We start from the raw sequence: 13,503 nt of genomic DNA, 5'->3' as shown, positions 1-13,503 counted from the left end.
GCCGGCGCGGCCCGGTCAGCGGACGATCAGCGGACGGACGACGATCGACTCACCGGTCGATCAGCTCCTCCAGCGGCGTCGCCGCGCCCCGCTTCCGGGCCGCCTCGTACGCGGCGTCCCCGAGCAGCGCGCGGGCCCCGGCCGCCACCCGCCCGGCGTCCGGATCGCCGTCGATGCGCGCCCCGTTCAGCGAGGCGGTCGCCCCCAGCAGCAGCGCGGCCAGTTCGCCGTCCCCGTCCACCAGCGCGGCGCCCGCCAGCCCGACGACCGCCCTGACCCGGTTCATGAACACCGGATGCTCGATGCTGATCTCCAGCGCCCGCCGCAGCAGCGGCCGGGCCCGCGCCACGTCCGCCTCGGCGATCGCGATCCAGCCCTGCCCGACCAGCGCCGCCACCCGGGTCGCCGAGGCGATGAACCGGGCGGTGGTGAACTCGTCCCCGGCCTGCGCGTACAGCCGCCGGGCCGCGTCCAGGTCGCCGCGCAGCCGGGCGACGTCGCCGAGGCCGCAGCGGGCGGCGGCGACCTTGTCCGGCGCGCCCGTACGGTGTGCCGCCTTCAGCGACTCCTCGAAGTCGGCGTGCGCGGCGTCCAGGTCGCCCTCCTGGATGTACAGCTCGGCGCGGCGGCACAGCAGGTCGGCCTGCTCCTCCAGGGCGCCCAGCTCCAGGACCAGCGCGAGCGCCTCGTTCAGCAGCTCCATCGCCCGCGGCCGGTCCCCCTGCCAGGCGGCGAGCTGGGACATCGGGTCGAGCGAGTTCGCCATCCCCCAGCGGTCGCCCAGCGCCCGGAAGCCCTCCAGCGCCACCTGGCACGACTCGGCGGCGCCCGCCAGGTCCCCGCGGAACTGCCGCAGGAACCCGTCGCTCATGTGGAGCAGGGCGGACGACCAGGGATCGCGGCCCGACTGCAGCTCGTGCGTCTCGATGTCGGTCCGGTCGGGACCGGCCGTGAGCGCCCACTGCACCAGCGTCGCCGGGTAGGTGACCTGCCACTGCATCGCGGCCATCCGCTGGGTGGCCAGGTCCAGCGCCGCCGTCGCCAGCGGGCCCGCCGCCCCTGCCGAGATCGCGTTCGAGACGCACAGGACGTACTCCTCGTCCAGCCCGGGCGGCGGGTCCACCCCGACCCGGTCCAGCAGCTCCCGCGTCAGCGGGCCGCCCTCGACCCGCCCGCGCAGCCACCAGTACCAGGTCAGGACCGCGACCAGCCGCAGCGCGGTCGCCGGATCGTCCCGGACGGAACGGCGCAGCGCCGCGTGCAGGTCGGCGTGCTCGGCCGCCAGCACCGCCAGCCACTCCAACTGCTCCCCGCCGCGCAGGTGCGGGTCGGCGCGCCGCGCGAGCGCGAGGAAGTGCGCCGTGTGCGCCGCCCTTAGCCGGTCGCCCTCGCCCGCCTCCTCCAGCCGCTCGGCGCAGAACGCGCGCACCGTGTCGAGCATCCGGTAGCGGGTGCCGTCGGTCTGCAGCAGCGACTTGTCGACCAGCCCGACCAGCAGCTCGTCCGCGTCGGGCACGTCGCAGACCGCCTCGACGCCCTCCAGCGTCGCGCCGCCGGCGAACACCGTCAGCCGCCGCGCCAGCGTCCGCTCCGCCTCGTCCAGCAGGTCCCAGCTCCACTCCACCACCGCGCGCAGCGTCTGGTGCCGCGGCGCCGCCGACCGGTCGCCGCGCGACAGCAGCCGGAACCGGTCGTCCAGCCGCCGCGCCACCTCCTCGACGGGCAGCGCCCGCAGCCGCGCCGCCGCCAGCTCGATCGCCAGCGGCAGCCCGTCCAGCGCCGCGCAGATCCGCAGCACGGCACCGGCGTTCGCCGCGGTCACCGCGAACCCCGGCCGCACCGCCGCCGCCCGGTCGACGAACAGCCGCACCGCCGGATACGCCGCGGCGTTGTCGCCCTCCCGCTCCGGCAGTGCCAGCGGCGGCAGCGGCAGCAGCGACTCCCCGGTGATGCCCAGCGGCTCGCGGCTGGTGGCCAGGACCCGCAGCCCCGACCGGGCGGCCAGCAGCCGGTGCGCCAGCCGCGCCGCCGCCTCGATCAGGTGCTCGCAGTTGTCGAGGACGAGCAGCATCCGGCGGGCGCCCAGCGCCGTCACGATCCGGTCCACCGGATCGACGGCCTCGGCGCCGGGCCGCATCCCGCTCTCGCGCAGGCCCAGCGCGCCCAGCACGGCCTTCGGCACCTCGGCGCCGTCGCCCACGGGGGACAGGTCGACGAAGCAGACCTCGCCCTCCTCGCGTCCCGCCGCCTCCAGCGCCAGCCGCGTCTTGCCGACCCCGCCGGGCCCGAGCAGCGTCACCAGCCGCCCCTCCGCCAGCGTCTTGCCGACCCGTTCCAGCTCCTCCTCGCGGCCGACGAAGCTGGTCAGCTGCGCGGGCAGCGCGGGGGGCGCCTCCCGCCGCAGGCCCGGATCGCCGCGCAGGATCGCCACGTGCACGTCCGCCAGCTCGCCGGACGGGTCGGCGCCCAGCTCCTCGGCCAGCAGCGCCCGCGCCTCCTCGTACACCGCCAGCGCCTCGGCCTGCCGCCCGCTCCCGTACAGGGCCCGCATCAGCAGCCCCCGCGCCCGCTCCCGCAGCGGATGCTCCGCGACCAGCCGCCGCATCCGGGCCGCCGCCGTCCCGTACTCGCCCGCGGCGATCTCGGCCTCGGCGCAGTCCTCGGCCACCCCGGCGCGCCGCTCCTCCAGTCGCGCCACCTGCCCCGCCGCGAACGGCGCGGTGACCCCGGCCAGCGCCGGACCCCGCCACAGCTCCAGCGCCTCCCGCGGGCGCCCCTCCCGCGCCAGCCGCTCGAACCGGTGGACGTCCACGTCCTCGCGGTCGACCGCCAGCAGGTACCCGGCCGCCCGCCCCTCGACGAGCGACGCGTCCCCCAGCCCCCGCCGCAGCCGCGACACCTGCGACTGGAGGGCGTTCGCGGCGTTGTCGGGGGGATCCTCCCCGTACAGGCCGTCGATGAGGCGCTCCGTCCCCACCACGTTGCCCGCGTCCAGGAGGAGCATCGCCAGCAGGGCCCGCACCAGCGGCCCGCCCACCGCGACGGGCTCCCCGCCGAGCCGGGCCTCGACGGGCCCCAGAACGCCGAACTGCATGGGGACGATTGTCCCGTATAGCGTGGGGCTCCCCGACATCGGAGGAGTCATGTCCACCGCGATCGTGACCGGTTTCCTCACCGCCCTCGAAGATCTCGACATCGACCGGGCCCTCACGTACGCCGACCCCGGGATCGTCTACCAGAACGTCCCGCTCCCGCCCGCCCGCGGCATCGAGGCGTTCGAACGCCAGATGCGCGCCATGGCCCGCTACGGCACCGGCTTCGAGGCCCGCGTCCACAACATCGCCGCCAACGGCGACATCGTCCTCACCGAACGCACCGACGCCCTCGTCATCGGCGCGTGGCGGGCCGAGTTCTGGGTCTGCGGCACCTTCGAGGTCCGCGACGGGAAGATCGTCCTCTGGCGCGACTACTTCGACTGGCCCACCGTCATCGCCGCCGGTGCCAAGGGCCTGATCCGCGCCGCCCTCGGCACCGCCTCGCGCCGCTCATCGAACGCCAAAGCCTGACAACGGTCTCATAGGCCCTCCAGATCGGCCCGGTCCTCGGCGGGCAGCCACACGCGCGCGGAACCGGGCCGTTCCGCCCGCGGGAGCGCCCGCAGCAGCCGCTGCAGCCGCGGGTCCCGGTCGTCGCGCCGCCACACGATCGACCACACGTGCAGCGGCGTCGGCTCCACGATGCGGATCTGCCGCATCTCCGGATCGTTCGGCAGGTCCGTGCCGGACTCGCTGAGCACGACGGCGCGCTTCTCCTCGCGCATCAGCCTGCCGTAATCCCGCACGCCCAGGGCGGGCGCGGTGAACCGTACCGGCACTCCCAATTCGTCGCGGAACCGCTCCAGCCACGCGCGCCATTCCGGGGAACCCCCCGTATCCGGCATCGCGACCCCGAAACCCCGCAGCTCCTCCACGCTCACCGAGGCCCGCCCGGCCAGCGGATGCCCGTTGACGACAAAGGCGTCCACGGAAACCACGTGAACGGGCCGCCGCGCCAATTCCTCCGGCCAGGCCCCCACATCCCGCGCGCGCCCGAAAGCCGCGTCGAGCTCACCATTCCGAACGGCCGGAAGCGCGTTTCCCAGCCCCTGCCGCATGCTGGTCTCCACCTGTACGCCCGCCCCTTCGACGGCGGCGCGCAGCACCTTCAGCGGCGTGAAGCGCTCGGCGTAAACATCGACGCGCAGCGGCTCTACGCTGAAAGCGGACACCGCCCGGTCATAGGCGTCCACCACGTCCCGGGCCAGCGGCAGGAACCGCCGCCCCGCCGCCGTCAGCTCGACCCGCCGCGTCGTCCGCGCGAACAGCGAGACCCCCAGTGCCTCCTCCAGCCGCCGCACACGCTTGGACAACGCCTGCTGAGTGACGAACAGCCGCTCCGCCGCCCGCCCGAAATGCAGCTCCTCCGCGGCCGCCACGAACGCCCGCATCCCGTGGAGATCCGGTTCCATGGCCCCACCCTATTGGCAACCGCCGGTTGTCGAACCGGCCTCCGAAGCTGTTGGACGTCCCGCCGAACGCCTGGGTTACCTGGGCCCATGACGTTCCAGATGCTGCTCGAAACCACCTCCCGTACCGCCGAGGCCCCGCCCGCCCCGCCGAACGAGGTCTTCCAGCGCCTCCTCAGCCAGCGCATCATCGTCCTCGGCCAGCAGGTCGACGACGAGATCTCCAACAGGATCTGCGCCGAGATGCTCCTCCTTTCCGCCGAGGACCGGAACCGCGACATCCACCTCTACATCAATTCCCCCGGCGGCTCGGTCACCGCCGGAATGGCCATCTACGACATCATGCAATTCATCCCGAACGACGTGGCGACCCTTTCCATGGGCTTCACCGCGTCCATGGGCCAGTTCCTCCTCTGCGCCGGCGCCCCCGGCAAGCGCTACGCCCTCCCGCACGCCTCGATCCTCATGCACCAGCCCTCCGGCGGCATCGCCGGAACGGCCTCCGACATCCGCATCCAGGCGGAGCACATGCGCGCCACCAAGCGCCTCATGCAGGAGCGCATCGCCTTCCACACCGGCCAGCCCGTCGAACGCATCGAGGCCGACTCCGACCGCGACCGCTACTACACCGCCGAAGAGGCCCGCGCCTACGGCTTCGTAGACCACGTCATCACCTCCGCGAACCACCTCCTCACCCCCCACTGACCCCGACCGGACGGGTGACGCAGGGCGAAAGCCGGCGCAACGGCACTCAAGCACCGGGCAAGCAAGTAGTGGAGCCTCTGGCTCGGACGATGGATCTTGATAGATCCTCTGTCCTGCCAGGGGCTTCTTGGTGTTTCCCGGCCACCGCCCCCGCATGCGACCAGGCCGTGCCCCGCCCCGAGGAGGCCGCCGACAGAAATCGCTCGAAAAGTGACCTTATGTGGGAACTTCCATGAAAGACGATATGAAACGGAAGAATCTAGTCATCAAGTAACCTGTCCGGTCATTCGTACCGGATTTCGAGAAGATTCCGTGCCGCTTGTGTATGGTGGTAGGGCGGTGCTGGTCACCTTGCGACGAATGGTTTGGAGATCGGCAAGATGGAGCCACGAAGAGTGTCCGCTCTAGCGGCCAAACTGAACGAGAATACCCCTCACGCCCCCGGGGATTCTGATGAGGTCGCGAAACGGCGAGCTGCCAGATCCCAAGAGGCATCAAATGCGGGTTCTGAGGACATTGCATCTCGCGCTTTCTCGAGCCCCGGTGAATCCGCCCGCGAAGGCTTGGCCACCGCCTATGTCTCCACGGTTCGCCCGGTAGGGCCAGGTGGTAGGCCGGAGTACGAATTGCGCCTGATGGAGGACGGTACCGCGGGAATCGCGGTGTACACCTCCGTAGAGCTCCTCCAGGAGTGTCTCGGCCGTGATCAGCCTTGGTCGGAGGTATCACTGCTGGAGCTTCTCTACCTGGTCGGCAAGCGACGTATAGGAGTCGCCCTGAACCCGCGGCTGGATGCCAGGGCTGCCCCGGGGAGTCGGGCGCACCCTGGGATGGACTCATGAGCGGGGAGATCGAAGTCGTCTTCAAGCACATCCTCAAAGCGTCGAGTGTGTTCGAGCAGAGCGGCAGGAAATATGCTGACGTCGTCCCGAAGGACATCGGCCCGCCGCCCAAGGTCACCGAAGGGTCGCTCGAACAGGCGATGTGTGCAGTTCTCGAGGCGATCGAAGTGATGCACGACGTACTGGGTGCGTCCATGCAGACACACGGGCGCAAACTCAAGTACGTGCACGACACGTATCGGCGTGCCGAGCACGACGTGAAGAGGCTCCTCGACAGGGTCGATGACCCGAAAGGCATCCAACCCCGGTTCTGAATCCTCGCCGAGTGCAACGATGGCGAGATTGTCGAGAGTGCGGAGGCAAGGGATGGCTCCAAGGCAGGCGGCACCGATTCCGGTCGGCGTGCAACCGGTAGGAAGCTTTTTCAGTCTTGATGTGGATATTCGTGGGCTCGCGGCCCTGGCGAACAAGCTCTACGGATACGTGTCACCCGGCGAAGCGATCATTGATGAGGTTGAGGAAACGATAAAGAGGCTGGTCAGGCATGCCGGATGGAGGGGATCCGATGCCAACGAATTCCAGGATGCCTGGACCGTCGATGCGGGCGACGCCAGGAAGCTTTCGATGTTTATCGACGACGTGGCCAAGATGATGGACGATCTGGCTTCGGCACTGGCGGAACTCCAGATCGCGGCGAATAATCGCCAACTCGACTATGAGCAGAAGAGTAGCCTGTCGCCCAATCATCCAGAGCGCATTCGGGACCTCAGTCTCATCCTCCGAGACGCCCAGGGAAAGTCGAGAATGATGCAGGCGGAGGTTGCGCAACGGCTGGTGGCGCTTTATTCGGGGAAGGCGCAGGAATCGTGGTCGGTCTTAAGTGCAGTAAAGGATCGGTCCAAGGGTGGTGATATCTCGCGGGACCTTCGGGAGAAACTTGAGGCCGTCGACGACGAACTCGACGATGCCCTCTCCGATGACGACTTTCCGTGGACGGACTTCGTCAGTTGGGCAGGAGGGGTCGCTGGAATCGGTGGAGTCCTCGGTTCGTTCGCCGGCGGGGTCGGAGCCGTACCTGGCAGTGCCCTTGGTGGTGGAATCGGTCTTGCCGTCGGCGCGGTGGTCGGCGGAGGAAGATGGACTATCGACCAGATTGACGACTGGTTCTAGGGGGTGTTGTGTCCGCGGTATTCGTCGGCGCTCTAGGGTACGGGCTTCTGAGTTTCGCGTGTGTTGTCGCAGCCATTAGGGTGCGCAGAGGTATCGGAAATTACAAGCTTTCCCTCGGAGGGAAACTGGGGTACGCGGAACTGCCAACCCAAGATCGGGCTCGTGTGTTCAGGGCGCTTCTGGTGCTCGGGGCGGCGGCGGCCTTGTGTGTTCCCTTCGGCTTCTATCCGCAGTCCCTGGTTGTGGTGCTGTTCTTGGCGCTGCTGGCTGCTTCGCTTGTCTATGTGGTCGCGCAGTGGCGGCTCCACGGTGCCGCACGGGTGATCGTGCGGGCCAGGGTGGCGGAGCGAGATGGGATCGGCCGCTGAAGCCGGCCGTCAAGGCTCGTTCAGGTTCTTCCGAACTGGCGGCAAAGGCTTGCTGGAAAGGTGGGGGTTGTCTGGAACGTGTGCTTTGGTGGGGATGTGATGGACCACCTTGTACGGGGTCGTACGGGTGGAGCCGGCGGAACCCGCTGACGTGCCGGTGGCGGCCCCTGCCTTCAGGGAAAGCCGGATGACCCATGTTCCGTTGCCGCAACCCGCGTTCTCTGCGGCTGGCCGCCGCGGCCTTACTCCTCGCCGGAGGCGGTGCCGCCTGCGCGGAGACGTCCGAACCCTCCCGCCCGCCCGAGGGCGGGAGAACGACCGTCACCGAGACGGCCGCGCCCGAGGCCACGGAGACCGTCACGGAACGTCCGCAGAGGCCGCAGGAGAGTGTCACGCCGTCCGAGGAGCCGCCTCGGCTTCCCATCGAGGAGAGCGAGGAGCCCGTTCCGGTCCCGCCGCCCGCCGAGGAGTCCGTTCAGGAAGGGCCATCTCCGGAGGACTCCCTGTCCGAGGGGCCCTCGCCGGGCGGCCCGTCGGAGGGGGTCGATCCTCGGTACGACACGTGCGCCGAGGCCAACGCCGCGGGGTACGGCCCGTATCTCAAGGGGGCCGATCCGGAGTACGAGTGGTACATGGACCGCGACGACGACGGTCTCGTCTGCGAACGCCGCTGAGACCGCCGTCCGCCTCCCGTCAGGGCAGTGGAGGGGCCTTGCGGGCCGTGCCTCGGTACGTTTCCGCGTCGTAGCGGCGCTCGCCCTCGTCGAGTTTTTCGTGGGCGGCCTGGACGAGGTCGACGCCGAGGACGTCGGCGAGCCGGGTGAGGTAGAGGTACACGTCGGCCATCTCGGCGCGCACGCGGCGGCCGGCCTCGGGGTCGGACATGACGTCCGCGGACTGCTCCGGGGTGAGCCACTGGAATTCGGCGGCGAGTTCACCGGCCTCGCCGGTCAGGGCCATGGCCAGGTTCTTGGGCGTGTGGAACCGCTCCCAGTCCCGTTCGGCCGCGAACGTGCGGAGCCGGGCCGCCAGATCTTCGCGCATCGCGCCAGGCTAGTCCTCCGGGAGGGGGCGGCCGGACCAGATGTCGGCGAGGTCGAGGAGGGTGTGGACGCTCGCGTAGCGGTCCTGCAGGGAGGTGGCGATGCGTTCGGCGCGGTCGGGATCGCGGGTGCTGAGGGCGATGGCGATCCGGCCCAGCGCGCGTTCGCGGCGGCTCTGCTCGCTGATGGAACGGGCGATGCGTTCGGCGTTGGCGACGTCCTCGGAGGCCATTCTCGTAACGACCCAGGCGAGGCCCGACCCGTCGCCGGACAGGAGACGGCCGATGCGTTCCGCCTCGTCGGGGTACGTGCCGGCGATGTCGCCCGCGATCGAGTGGAGGACGCGGTGCCAGCGTTCCCTGTGCATGATCCGGCGGCCGGCGCGGATGGCCTTGGCGAGCATGCGCCCGGCGCGGTCGGGGTCGCCGGCGGCGACGCGGGCCGCGGCCGCGGCGCGGGCGCGGATCCGGTCGTCCTTGGCCGGGATGAGGTCGAACATCCGCTCCGCGTGCTCCGGGTACGCGGCGCTCAGGCCGACCGCGAGGGCGTAAGCGGTGGCGGGGGAGGGGCGGCGGAGTTCGGCGGCGATCCGGGCGGCGCGGGCCGGGTCGGTGTCGACGGCCGCGGCGGCGAGCACTCCCAGGGCGGGTTCGGGGTCGGTCAGCGAGCGGGCGACGTGTTCCGCACGGTCGGGATGGTCCGCGGCGAGTGCCTCCACCAGTGCGGTCTCGCGGCCCACCGCCCGCAGGAGCTCCTCGGCGCGGCCGGGGTCGGCCGGGGCCACCGCGCGTCCGAGCAGGACGACGGCCTCGACGCGGTGGTGGGGGTTCCGGATCGCCTCGATGATCGTGGTGGCGTCCCGGGCGGGGATGCGGGCCATGGCCTCGGCGAGCGGGCGCAGCGTGGCGGGATCGCGGAGTTCGTGCAGGAGGCGCGCGGCGCGGTACGGGTCGGCGGCGGCGACCGCGGCGGCGACGCCGGCCTTGGCCCGGGCGCGCTGGGCGTCGTCCTCGATGGTGCGGGCGGCGTCCTCGGCGCCGTCCGGGTCGAACGCGGCCAGCGCGACGACGACGTCGCACACCGCCTCGTCGCGGAAGAGGTACGGGCGGCGGGCGTCGCGGAGGGCGGACTCGAAGAGGCGCGCGGCGCGCTCGGGGTCGGTGTCCGCGTACGCGGCGGCGAGCCTGCACAGCACGCGGTGGTCGCCGTCGAGTTCGGACTTCAGCAGTACCGCTCTGTAGAGCCGTTCGGCGCGTACGGGGTCGAGGGCCGACGCGGGGGGACGGGCCGCGCCGGCCCAGGGGTACGCCTCCAGCGTGTCGGCCAGTTCGGCGGCGGTGGCGGGACGTGCGGCGGGGTCCTTGGCGAGCAGGTCGAGGACGAGCCGGTCGAGTTCAGGGGAGAGGTCGGGGCGCAGCGCGCGGGGCCCGGCCGGGCTCTCGTCGCGGTGCGCCAGCAGGAGGGCCAGGGCGGGCCGGCCGGTGGGGAACGGCGGCCGGCCGGTGAGCAGCTCGTGCAGGACGCAGCCCAGGGAGTAGAGGTCGGAGCGCTCGTCGGCCGTTCCGCGCGCCTGCTCGGGCGCCATGTACGCGGGCGTCCCGAACACCTCGCCGGTGACCGTGAGGGCGGACGCGGCGTCGGCGGCGCGGGCGAGGCCGAAGTCGCAGATCTTCAGCCGTCCGGCGGCGGTGAGGAAGAGGTTGGCGGGTTTGAGGTCGCGGTGGACGACGCCGTCGGCGTGCGCGGCGGCGAGCCCGCGGGCGGCCTGGGCGGCGAGCGCGACGGCCTCGGCGGCGGGCAGGCCGCCGGGGGCGCCGGCCAGCCGCGTGGCGAGGTCGGTGCCGTCCAGGAGCTCCATCACGATGAACGGCCGGTCCTCGTGGACGCCGACGTCGTGCACCGTGGTGATCGCGGGGTCGCGGAGCCGCGCGGCGAGGGCGGCCTCGCGCTGGAACCGGCGGATCGCCCGCGCGTCGCCGGTCAGGTCGAGCAGCAGTTTCACGGCGACCGGCCGGCCGAGTTCGCGGTCGTGGCCGCGCCAGACCTCGCCCATTCCGCCGCGCCCGATCCGGTGCTCGAGGAGGTAGCGCCCGTTCAGCTCCATGGATCCCTCCGGTAGGTGGGCAGTACCGTAGCGGGCTTCCGGGCTTGTTGTTGATTAAATCAACCATCACGGGCATGGCGCTGGCTCGTTACAGTACGCTGCGGTAGCGTGTGCCTCGCGCGTGACCTCCGGAGGTGGCGCCTGACCTGGGAGTTGACGTGCAGTCTGATGCGACGGTGACCGCCGCCGACATCGCTCGTCTCGCCGGTGTGGGACGGGCCGCCGTGAGCAACTGGCGGCGCCGGCACGACGACTTCCCCGAGCCGGTCGGCGGCACCGCGACGAGCCCCTCGTTCTCCCTGCACGAGATCCGCGAGTGGCTGAACGTCCAGGGCAAGCTCCACCGGGAGTCGTCCGGCGAGCAGCTCTGGCAGGAGCTGCGCCGGGCCGCCGACGAGGTGGCGCTGGCCGACGTCCTGCTGTTCGCGGGCGCGTTCCTCCTCTTCGTCCACCGCGAGCCCGGCCGGTGGCGCGAGCTCGCCGCGCGGCCCGACGACGGGCTCGCCGCGGAACTGCCCGCCGCCGTACGGTCCGCCGCGACCGGCCTGCCCGCCGACGAGGTGTTCCCGCCCGCGCTGGAGCCGGCGCACGTGCCGCTGGCGCGCGGCCTGGCCGACCTGGCCGGGGAACGCGGCGCGCCGGAGGCGTTCGAGTTCCTGCGGCAGCGCTACTTCGAGCTGCACAAGCGGCGCGTGTACGAGACGCCGGAGCCGATCGTCCGGCTCGTCCTCGCCCTGGCCGGCGAGGAGGCGGGGACGCTGTTCGACCCCGCCTGCGGATCCGGCGGCTTCCTGCTCGGCGCGCTGGACGCGCTGAGCGCCACCGAGCTGCTGGGCCAGGAGGCCGACGAGGCGACGGCGCGGATCACCGCGGTGCGGATGGCCCTGCGGACGCGGAACGCGGTCGTCCGCGCGGGCGACTCCCTGCGCGAGGACGCGTTCCCCGGCGTCCGGGCCGACCTGGTGGTGACGAACCCGCCGTTCAACGACCGAAACTGGGGCTACGACGAGCTGATCGCCGACCCGCGGTGGGAGTACGGCCTGCCGCCGCGGATGGAGTCCGAGCTGGCCTGGGCCCAGCACGCGCTCGCGCACGCCCGCCCCGGCGGCACCGTGATCATGCTGATGCCGCCGGCGGCGGCGAACCGGCGCTCCGGCCGCCGGATCCGCGGGCAGCTGCTGCGCAGCGGCGTGCTGCGCGGCGTGTTCGGCCTCCCGGTCGGCGCGGTGCCCAACATGGCCGTGCCGCTGGCGGTGTGGGTGATGCGCCGGCCCGCCCCCGGCGATCCCCGCGTCGACCACATCCTGATGGTGAGCACCGCCGACCGCGAGGACTTCGCCGAACGGACCGTGGACGCCTGGCGCGCGTTCCGGCGCGACCCCGCCGCCGAGTACGACGAGCCCGGCGTCGGCCGCGCCGTCCGCATCATCGACCTGCTCGACGACGAGGTGGACCTCGATCCCGGCCGGTACGTGCAGCGCGTCGCCGACAAGCGCTTCGCGACGGTCCGTACCGAGGCGGAGGACCTCCTGTCCGCGCTCCGGGACGCGCTCCCGTCCCTGGACGAGTCGGACGGCCGGCCGCCCGCGGCGGGCACGTTCGGCGACCACGCCAAGGCCGGGATCCTCGCGCTGCACCAGGCCCCGATGAAGATGGAGACGGAGTCGGGCGGCGTGCCGGTCCTGACGCTCCAGGACATGGTGTCCGGGAGCGCCCCGTCCGGCCGTACGGAAGAGGACCCCGGCCACATCCTGCTCCAGGAAGGTGACGTGGTCGCCACCACCGTGGCCCGCGGGGCCGTGCCGCGCGTCATCGCCGCCGGCGAGGCGGGCGCCGCGCTCGGCCCGCACCTCTACCTCGTCCGCGCCGACCCCGGCCACTTCGTCCCGGAGTTCGTCGCGGGCCACCTGCACGTGGCCGCCCGCGCGGTCGCGGCCCGCGGGTCCGGCGCGTCCAACCGGCTGGACGTCCGCCGCGCCCGCCTGCCCCGCATCTCCCTGGACGACCAGCGCCGCCACGGCGAGGCGTTCACCGCCCTGGCCGCGTTCGAGGCGACCCTCCGCGAACTCGCCGAGACGGGCCGGGAGCTGCTGGGCATCGGCCTCGACGGCCTCGGCGACGGCTCCCTCCACCCGCCCGCCTGACCCGCCGTCCCGCGGGCGGCCGGCCCGCCATGCTCGGAGTGCCGGCCAAGCGAGAGGAGGGTGTTGCCGTGGCCCGGCGTGCGAACCTCATCCGGTACCGGGATGCCACCGAGGACATGGGCTTCTTCCTGGTCTGCTCGGGATACCTCGTCGAACGGGGGCGCGTGCTGCTCGTCCACCACAACATGTTCGACAGGTGGGTGCCGCCCGGCGGGCACCTGGATCCGGGGGAGACCTTCGCGGCCGCCGCGGTGCGGGAGGTCACCGAGGAGACCGGCCTGCCGGTCGAGGCGCTCTCCGCCCAGCCGGCGGTCCACCCGGACGACCCCGGCGCCGTGCCCGAACCCGTCCCGTTCTACGTGGACATCGAACGCCTCGAAGGCTTCCCGCTCCCCGCCCTGACCCAGTTCTTCTACGTCAGGCGGGTGGACGGCACCGGGCACCGGTCCGTCACGCCGCAGCTCGCCGAGGTCCACGAGGCCGCCTGGTTCGGCCTGGACGAGCTGGCCGCCCTGCCGACGTTCGACCAGGTCCGGTCCCTCGCCCGCTTCGCGCTGCTGAACTACCCGATCGCCGCGGAACGAGCCACGACCGCCTGAAGCCGTCCGCGTGACCCGCCGCCT

The 13,503-nt window shown here is 72.2% G+C and carries 12 protein-coding genes; 8 read left to right on the top strand and 4 right to left on the bottom strand.

What is annotated here, in order from left to right:
• Positions 1 to 49 precede the first annotated feature (49 nt).
• Complete coding sequence (locus ACA361_RS10025) at positions 50 to 3,094, bottom strand: BTAD domain-containing putative transcriptional regulator (protein ID WP_375011554.1); 3,045 nt, start codon at positions 3,092 to 3,094, stop codon at positions 50 to 52.
• 49 nt (positions 3,095 to 3,143) lie between these two features.
• Between ACA361_RS10025 and ACA361_RS10020 the strand changes: the two genes are divergently transcribed.
• On the top strand, positions 3,144 to 3,566 hold the full coding sequence (locus ACA361_RS10020) for a limonene-1,2-epoxide hydrolase family protein (RefSeq protein WP_375011553.1): 423 nt from the start codon (positions 3,144 to 3,146) through the stop codon (positions 3,564 to 3,566).
• A gap of 8 nt (positions 3,567 to 3,574) precedes the next feature.
• On the opposite strand, the gene ACA361_RS10015 is transcribed toward ACA361_RS10020, so the two are convergent.
• Positions 3,575 to 4,486, bottom strand: coding sequence for a LysR family transcriptional regulator (locus ACA361_RS10015; protein WP_375011552.1), 912 nt, complete (start codon positions 4,484 to 4,486; stop codon positions 3,575 to 3,577).
• Between the two features lie 108 nt (positions 4,487 to 4,594).
• Between ACA361_RS10015 and ACA361_RS10010 the strand changes: the two genes are divergently transcribed.
• The 5 genes from ACA361_RS10010 (at position 4,595) to ACA361_RS09990 (ending at position 8,263) form a co-directional block, all read left to right on the top strand.
• On the top strand, positions 4,595 to 5,209 hold the full coding sequence (locus ACA361_RS10010; RefSeq protein WP_375011551.1) for an ATP-dependent Clp protease proteolytic subunit: 615 nt from the start codon (positions 4,595 to 4,597) through the stop codon (positions 5,207 to 5,209).
• An 838-nt stretch (positions 5,210 to 6,047) separates the two neighbouring features.
• Entirely contained in the window at positions 6,048 to 6,365 is a 318-nt protein-coding gene (locus ACA361_RS10005; RefSeq protein WP_375011550.1) for a DUF6317 family protein, read from the top strand.
• A gap of 52 nt (positions 6,366 to 6,417) precedes the next feature.
• Positions 6,418 to 7,221 (top strand): hypothetical protein, encoded by an 804-nt coding sequence (locus ACA361_RS10000; protein WP_375011549.1) that lies wholly within the window; start codon positions 6,418 to 6,420, stop codon positions 7,219 to 7,221.
• Positions 7,222 to 7,385: 164 nt separating this feature from the next.
• Entirely contained in the window at positions 7,386 to 7,589 is a 204-nt protein-coding gene (locus ACA361_RS09995; RefSeq protein WP_375011548.1) for a hypothetical protein, read from the top strand.
• 194 nt (positions 7,590 to 7,783) lie between these two features.
• Positions 7,784 to 8,263 (top strand): excalibur calcium-binding domain-containing protein, encoded by a 480-nt coding sequence (locus ACA361_RS09990; protein WP_375011547.1) that lies wholly within the window; start codon positions 7,784 to 7,786, stop codon positions 8,261 to 8,263.
• Between the two features lie 19 nt (positions 8,264 to 8,282).
• Here ACA361_RS09990 and ACA361_RS09985 read toward each other — a convergent pair whose 3' ends face one another.
• Positions 8,283 to 8,633, bottom strand: coding sequence for a nucleotide pyrophosphohydrolase (locus tag ACA361_RS09985; protein ID WP_375011546.1), 351 nt, complete (start codon positions 8,631 to 8,633; stop codon positions 8,283 to 8,285).
• A gap of 9 nt (positions 8,634 to 8,642) precedes the next feature.
• On the bottom strand, positions 8,643 to 10,736 hold the full coding sequence (locus ACA361_RS09980; protein ID WP_375011545.1) for a protein kinase: 2,094 nt from the start codon (positions 10,734 to 10,736) through the stop codon (positions 8,643 to 8,645).
• A 158-nt stretch (positions 10,737 to 10,894) separates the two neighbouring features.
• On the opposite strand from ACA361_RS09980, the gene ACA361_RS09975 reads away from it, so the two are divergent.
• Positions 10,895 to 12,880, top strand: a complete 1,986-nt coding sequence (locus tag ACA361_RS09975) for a class I SAM-dependent DNA methyltransferase (protein ID WP_375011544.1) — start codon at positions 10,895 to 10,897, stop codon at positions 12,878 to 12,880.
• A gap of 68 nt (positions 12,881 to 12,948) precedes the next feature.
• On the top strand, positions 12,949 to 13,479 hold the full coding sequence (locus ACA361_RS09970; protein ID WP_375011543.1) for an NUDIX hydrolase: 531 nt from the start codon (positions 12,949 to 12,951) through the stop codon (positions 13,477 to 13,479).
• Positions 13,480 to 13,503: the final 24 nt, after the last annotated feature.

Source organism: Actinomadura sp. 21ATH (assembly GCF_041951345.1).
Lineage (GTDB): Bacteria > Actinomycetota > Actinomycetes > Streptosporangiales > Streptosporangiaceae > Spirillospora.
This window is presented reverse-complemented; position numbering and strand designations above follow the sequence as displayed.